Annotated in this window: 5 protein-coding genes; all 5 read right to left on the reverse strand. The window is 72.2% G+C overall.

Annotation, left to right across the window (positions count from 1 at the left end; genetic code table 11):
* Nucleotides 1–93: 93 nt before the first annotated feature.
* The 5 genes from ACZ7C5_RS01445 to ACZ7C5_RS01465 are packed head-to-tail and all read right to left on the reverse strand — an operon-like array spanning nt 94 to nt 6,686.
* Nucleotides 94–600, reverse strand: coding sequence for a hypothetical protein (locus ACZ7C5_RS01445; protein ID WP_401081130.1), 507 nt, complete (start codon nt 598–600; stop codon nt 94–96).
* Between the two features lie 11 nt (nt 601–611).
* Nucleotides 612–1,838, reverse strand: a complete 1,227-nt coding sequence (locus ACZ7C5_RS01450) for a poly-gamma-glutamate hydrolase family protein (protein WP_401081133.1) — start codon at nt 1,836–1,838, stop codon at nt 612–614.
* A 4-nt stretch (nt 1,839–1,842) separates the two neighbouring features.
* Nucleotides 1,843–4,581, reverse strand: coding sequence for a hypothetical protein (locus ACZ7C5_RS01455; RefSeq protein WP_401081136.1), 2,739 nt, complete (start codon nt 4,579–4,581; stop codon nt 1,843–1,845).
* Between the two features lie 13 nt (nt 4,582–4,594).
* Nucleotides 4,595–6,508, reverse strand: a complete 1,914-nt coding sequence (locus tag ACZ7C5_RS01460; protein WP_401081139.1) for a phage tail tape measure protein — start codon at nt 6,506–6,508, stop codon at nt 4,595–4,597.
* Nucleotides 6,509–6,542: 34 nt separating this feature from the next.
* Nucleotides 6,543–6,686 (reverse strand): hypothetical protein, encoded by a 144-nt coding sequence (locus ACZ7C5_RS01465; protein WP_401081142.1) that lies wholly within the window; start codon nt 6,684–6,686, stop codon nt 6,543–6,545.
* Nucleotides 6,687–6,857 lie beyond the last annotated feature (171 nt).

Here is a 6,857-nt window from a genome sequence, read left to right on the forward strand (position 1 = left end):
TCAGGTCAGGCCCCGCACCGCAGGATTTCCCGTCTCGGGGGCGGAGCTCGGGCCCGGTGACGGGAAATCCTGCGGTGCGGGGCCTGTGTCCGTTCAGGAGGTGCGTTGCAGGCGGAGCCAGGAGAGGGCGGTGAGCGTGGTGGGGGTGGCGTAGGAGGCGGCTTGTGCCCAGAGGAGGGTGAGCGGTCCGGCGGCGACGGTGACGATGCGCGCGGTCAGCTGGCAGGACGTCAGGGTGTTGGGTCCGCCGACGCCGTAGGTGCCGCAGCTGAGGGGCTGGCCGGGGATGGAGCTGTGGGAGGCGTAGGCGGCCTGGCCGCCGGTGGCCGGCGCGGCGAGGGACCAGCGCATCGCCGTGCCGGACGGCGTCGTCCAGTCGAGTTTCAGCCCGCCCTGGTTGTACTCGCCCGCGTAGTACAACGCGCCGTCCAGAAGGTACGTGGCGCCGGCTTCGAGCGGGATGGACAGGTGCGGGTCGGGCAGCAGGGTCGTGCTGGTGGCCCGGGTGGTGTCCAGGGTCTTGGCGACGTCGAGCGGTGAGATCGCGGCGAGCTGGGCACCGAGGATGCGCTGGCCGGCGGCCCACGGGGGGTAGGGCACGAGTGGTCTCCTCAGAGTGCGGTGACGGCGGGTTGCCGGAGCCGGACGTCGGCGCCGGCGGGCAGCGCCTTGATGACGCCGTTGACGGAGCGGGTGACGACGGCGGTCTGGGCGGGCCCGAGGGTGGTGAAGTCGCCCCACGCGGCGGTGACGGGCAGCGGTGTCGTGGACGTGGTGGAGAGGATGCTGCGGGTGCCGATCTGTCCGGCGGTCGTGAGCGAGGTGTCGGTGGCCTCGGCCTGCCAGGCCGAGGGTTCCGTGGTGCCGTCGAGCCAGGTCCGGGCGCGCAGCGTGCTGCCCACGGCCTGGAGGCGCAGGCCGAACCGGCGGGCGGGCGCGTGGGTGAGGGTGGTGGTGTACTGCTGGAGCAGCGTCTCCGTCCCGGCCAGCCGTTTGCGGAGGGTCAGGATGACTTCCTGGGCGGTCCCGAACTCCAGCCGGGCCAGGTACATGTTGCTGCCGTCCTGGTAGCGGGCGGTGAGGGCGACGAACTGCGGCCCGCCGGTGGCGAGTTTGTCGGTGGCGACGGTGGCGCGGAGGTCGACGTCCGGGCCCGGGGCGGGCAGCAGGGTGTAGCGGGAGACGTTGATGGAGCCCATGGAGACGAGGCCGCGGCCGAGCAGCGCGGCCCGGATCGCGGAGACGTACCGGCGGAAGGCATCGGTGCGCGCCCCGGAGTCGCGTACGGTCCGGGTGTTGACGCCGCCGGGGAAGAAGTTCGCCCGGAGGGCTGCGCTCATCTCCAGCTGCACGCCGGCTGCCGTGCTCGTGCGGTTGCAGAGGTTGGCCGGGTCGGTGCCGGAGATCTCGGAGGGGGCGGTGGTGACGCGGAATCCGGCGGCGCCCAGGGTGCGGGTGAGGCGGTCGACGAGGACGGTGTCCAGGCCGCCGATCGCGGTCTCGGCCAGGCCCGGGGTGCCGCTGTAGCCGTGAACGGACAGGCAGCGGCGGGCAGCGGCGACGACGGCCAGGCCCTGCGGCTCGTCGAACACGGTGCTCGTGAGGTGCAGGGTGCTGTTCCCGGTCGGCTTGATGCCGGCGAACTCGTAGTACGCCATCGTCGTGCCACCGGCGGACACGGCGCGGGCGACTTCTCCGGAGCCGCCCTCGATCGACCCGCCGTGGATGGCGATGGCAGCCCACCGGGCGCCGGCCGGAACGGCGGCGGTACGGGTCCATGCCGTCCCTTCGGGCTCGGCGGCCGCCAGCGCGGCGAAGCTCGGGTAGGTGTCGGCCACGTCGTCAGCCTCCTTGGACGGCGTAGTCGGCGGCGGTGCCGCCGGTGGTGGTCCAGGCCTGGCCCGAGGTGGCGGTGCCCCAGCCGCCGGTGACGGCGCGTTCGAAGCGGTCGCCGCGGGCGCCGATCAGGTCCAGGACGCGGACGTGTTCGCCAGCGACGGCCAGGTCGAGCGGCAGGTCGACGAGGTCGGTGGTCCAGGCCGGGCCCGTCGTGGTGGTCAGGAGCAGCAGTGTCGCGGTCGGGGTGGCGGCCGCGGCGAGCCGGGTGCCAGCGGTGTCGGCGCGGCCCTGGTCGGGGTCGGCCAGGACGGCGACCTGCCAGGGCCCGGCGGGCGCGCAGTTGGCGGTGATGTCCCAGTCGTACACGCCGATGTTCTCGCTGTAGCCCTCGAAGAGCAGGGCGACGGTGGTGGGGCCGTCCTCGGGCGGCATGCCGGTGATGTCGATCCGGTCGCGCAGGTCGAGGGCGAGGACGGCGGGGATCAGTCGGGGGGAGGCCGCGAGGTCGAGATGGACCTGGGGGAACCGCGTGCCGTCCCAGGTGCCGAGGTGCAGGAGCCATCCGGCGATGTCGGGCAGCTGGGCGTCGCGCCACAGGGAGCGGGTGACGCCCTCGTCGTAGCGGCCGACGCCGGCGGGCGGGGGCTGGGTGCCCATGCTGCTGGTCGTGTCGAGTGCCCGTGCGCTGGACCCGCCGGCGCGGGTGACGGTGATGTCGTTGCGCACGGCCTGGTCGTCGTCGGCGGGCTCCAGCGGCGGTGCGACGTCGCCGCCCGCGTAGTCCAGGAGGAGCTTCGGCGGCTGGTTGTAGGCGGTGTGGCCGGCCCGGTACCAGAGTGAGAGCGCGTCCAGGCGCTCGGCCAGTACGCCGCCGTCGCTGTCGGCCGCTTCCTGGAGGAGGGCGAGCAGCGCGCCGGGGCGCTGGGGTCCCATGGCGACTTCGGAGTCGATGTCGCCCCGGAGCTGCACCGGCACGCCCTCCTCAGCGCACAGCCGCTCGATCCGTTGGCTGGGCCGGTCGCCCTCGTACCCGTTGTCCGCGTGGTTGTAGACGTCGGCCGTGGTGTCGAAAACTGCCAGGTGCCCGAGGGACATGCCGGCCAGTGCGTCGCCGATCTGGGCGTCGATCTGCGTCGGTGTGCCGAGCGTGCCGGGGTACGAGCCGGAGCTGGTGGAGTCGGTGCCTCCGACCGGGTACCAGACGAGGTTCCAGGTGACGGAGGAACCGGTCTGGAACGCGGTCACGAACAGCTGGTGCCATCCGGGGCCCGTGAACTGCACGGGCACGGTGAGGGAGTCGAACACCGTGCCGCCGTCGGCGTCCAGCCCGTAGAAGTGCACGACGGTGCCGTCGAGCGCGCCGGCGTCGAGCACCCACGTGCGCACGGTGCCGGTGCTGGACCATGCGAGCAGCCGTGACGTGGTGGTGGGGAAGGTGTCGAGCTGGTAGAGGAGGTGCACCCGCCATGTGGTCGGCGGTATGGCCGGCGGCGGGACGGTGCCGTGCAGGCGGGCTCCGGCGCGCACCGTGGGCAGGGGCGCCGATCCGGTGAGGTCGGTGTTCGCCCCGTAGTCGAGGCCGGTGGTGTCCAGTGGTCCGACGCCGGGGATCGGGCTGGCGGACTGGGTGGCGCCGCGCTCGTCCTCCATGGGCCAGTACGCCAGCGGCAGGCCGGTGGGGATGGAGCGGCGAAGTGTGGACTGGAGCGGCGCCGCTCCCTGGCCGAGTCGTCGCGCGGGGCCCGCGGCCTGGAGGTGGACGACGAGGTCTTTGCCGGAGACGTCGCGTCGCGGTGTCCAGGAGGAGACTTCGCCGGTGAACCGGTCGGTGAGGTCGGTGATGGTGGCGCCGCCAGTGGTGGTCCAGGTCCTGCCGGCGGGGTCGGTGAACGCGACGGTTCCGGGGGGCTGGACGGTGAAGTCGGGCGCCGCGACCGGCGGCCCGCCGATGCCGCCCCGGATTTCGGCGCGCAGGACGCGCATCGGCGCGGCGCGGAGGCTGAGCTGGGGCTGGTCACCGATGTCGAGGGTTGCGGTGCCGGGGTGGACGGAGGTGGTGCCGGTGTTGGTGACGGGGCCGCCGAGCTGGGTCCACGGGCCGGACAGAGAGGGGGCGCTCCAGAACGTGGCGGTGTGGCCGCCCGTGCCGTCGTCGACATCGAGGGTGACCCGGACGGCGATGCGGCCGTCCGGCGTCGGCTGGACGGGAGCGGTGGCGACCGCGGCCCGGACGGCGCCCACGGTGCCGTCCGGGCTCCAGTTCAGGCCCGGGTAGCCGTTGATGATGTACAGGACCCAGGATCGCTGGTCGCCGGCGGTCAGGTAGCGGCTGATGATCTGGTGGTGGGCGTCGTCCGTGAGGACGGTGCGCTGCTCCAGCTCGACACGGATGTCGAGGTCGCCGGTGATGCGCAGGGCCGGGTCGTCGGGGGTTGTGGCGCGGGCGCCGGCCGCGGCGGGGACGTCGAGGTAGCTGCTCAGCCTGGGCACGCGGACCCGGATCGGGGTGTTGCGCCCGATCAGCCCGTACAGGGCCCCCGCGGCGTTGCGGGGGGAGTAGCGGCCGCCCCTGTTGTCGAGGGTCATGGTGCAGGTGGCGGGGTCCGCGCGGGAGCCTTCGTCGTGGCGGCCGCGTTCGATGTGGATGCGTTCGCCCAGGCGCACGTCCGGGGTGATGTCGCTCCACGCGCCGGCGAGTTGGAGTTCGACGCGGACGGCGAGCGGGGTGGTCGGGAAGGCCACGCGGCCCCCCTTTCTACGTGAAAGCGGTCTGGACGTTGCCCTGCCCGGCCACGCGGGTGATCCGGCGCATGAGGCGCTGCATGTCGGAGTCGGCGCCGGCGGTGTCGAGGATGATGCGAACCTCGACGACTCCCCCGCCGCTGGCGCGGGAGAGCGGGGTGACGGTGGCGCCGCCGGGCAGGGACAGCAGCTCGGGTCCGGCCTCGCCGACGAGGACGGTGCCCGAGCCGGTGATGTGGCCGCCCTGGGCGAGCATGGGGATCGTCGGCATGGAGAAACCTTTGCCGCCGAAGTACGGGATCCAGTCGGGTGCGGTGAAACTGAGCCGGCCGACGGTGTTGTTCCAGAACCGGGCGACCGCGTTGAAGGCGCTGCGGAAGGGGCTCATGATGGTCTCGGCGAGGCTGGAGAAGCCAGAGACGATGCGGCCCGGAAGGCCGGCGATGAAGTCGAACGCCGAGCTGGCACCGGCGCGCAGAGTGTCCCAGTGGCGGCCGATCCAGGACACCGCCGAGGTGAACGGCGACACCAGGATCCCCAGGATCAGGGGCCAGTTGTTGCCGATCCAGTTCCAGACGCCGCTGATCTTGCCCCAGACGGCGTCCCAGCAGCCGGTGACGATGTCGCGGAACTGCTCGGAGCGCTGCCAGAGCAGGACGACGGCGGCGACCAGGGCCACGACGGCAATGATCACCAGCGTGATCGGGTTGGCCGCGAGCGCGGCGTTCCAGGCCCACTGTGCGGCGGTGGCCACGGTCTGGATGCCGGTCCAGATGCCCTGTGCGGCGGCCCAGACCATCGTGGCGCCCTGGACGAGCAGGATGGCCCCGGCGACCACGCCCAGGGAGATCGCGAGGGGCTGCACCCAGGACGCGTGCTCCGTGCCGAACTGCACCAACTGGCCGCCGACGTCGGCAAGTTTGAGCATCGTCTCGCGCTTGAAGCGCTCCAGAGCCGCGGCCGGGTTGTCGGAGACGGTCCGGGCCATCTGGTCGGCGGCCCCGGCGACGTCGCCCAGCGCCGCCGTCGCACTGGACGGATCGAGAGCCATCAGGGCTTTCTGCGTGTCCTCGCTCTTCGTCCCGAACAGGGCGACGGCGGTCGCGTTCCGTTCGACGGGGTCCTTCATCGCCCGCAGCCGGTCGAAGACCTGGTCGATCGAAGCCGCCGCCTTGGGGCCGCCCTCGACGAAGACCCTCTGCATCTCCGTTCCGTTGAGACCGATCTTCTTGAATGCGTCCAGGGTCTTGGTCTCGCCGGCCTGGGCGATCAACACGAATTCCTTGAGGGCGTCGGCCACGCCGTCGGCGTCGCGGGCGCCCGCCCGAAGCCCTTGGGCGAGCAGGCCGGTCGCGGCTGCTCCGTCCAGGCCGAGCTGTCGGAACTGCGTGGCGTACTCGCCGACGGTGTCGATCAGGTCGCCGCTCTTGTCGACCCCGGACTGCATCGCCTTGACGATGATGTCGAACGCCTCGTCGGCGTCCTTGACGAGGCCGGTGCGCATGAACTGCCCGGCGGCGGCAGTGGATCCGGCGACGTCCACGTCGAAGACTTTGGCCAGCGCCATCGCTTTGGTGGTGATGCGCTCCAGGCCGGCGCTGGCCGCGTCGCCGCCGATGTTCTGGGTGACGCCCTTGATCGCGTCGTTGACGTCGCTGGTGCTCTCGCCCCAGGCCTTCTTGTAGACGGCGGCGGACGTCTTCGAGAGTTCGGCGGCGCGTTCTGCGCCGACGCCGAGCTGGGCGGCCAGTTTGTCGGAGGCGGCGCCCATGTCGAGGGAGTCGACGACGCCCTTGCCGAGTGCCCCGGCGACGCCGGCGGAGATCCCGGCCGCCGCGGTCGCGAGCTTCTCCTTCATCTGGCCCAGGACGGCCGATGCCTTGTCCTTGGCGATCAGGTTGAACACGAGCGACGTGTCGGAGGCCAAGGTGGATCACCCCCTCGTGTTCATCGCTGCGTGGCTACCGCTGTGCGCGGGCCTCGTTGATCTGCTGCTCGTAGGAGTCCAGCCAGGCGTGGACCCGGTCGGTGTCCTCGACGGTCATCAGCTGCCACTCCCACGGGCGGATCCCCAGGAGGTGCGCGGCGTCGCCGATCCGCCTCATCCGGCGATCGGCGGCAGGACTTTTCCCTCGGGCTCCTCGTAGGCCTCGGCGATCTCCCGGTCGAGCTGGGCGAGGACGGCCGCCGCGGTCGCGAGCTTCTCCTTCATCTGGCCCAGGACGGCCGATGCCTTGTCCTTGGCGATCAGGTTGAACACGAGCGACGTGTCGGAG

This window comes from Kitasatospora sp. NPDC036993 (genome assembly GCF_055607525.1).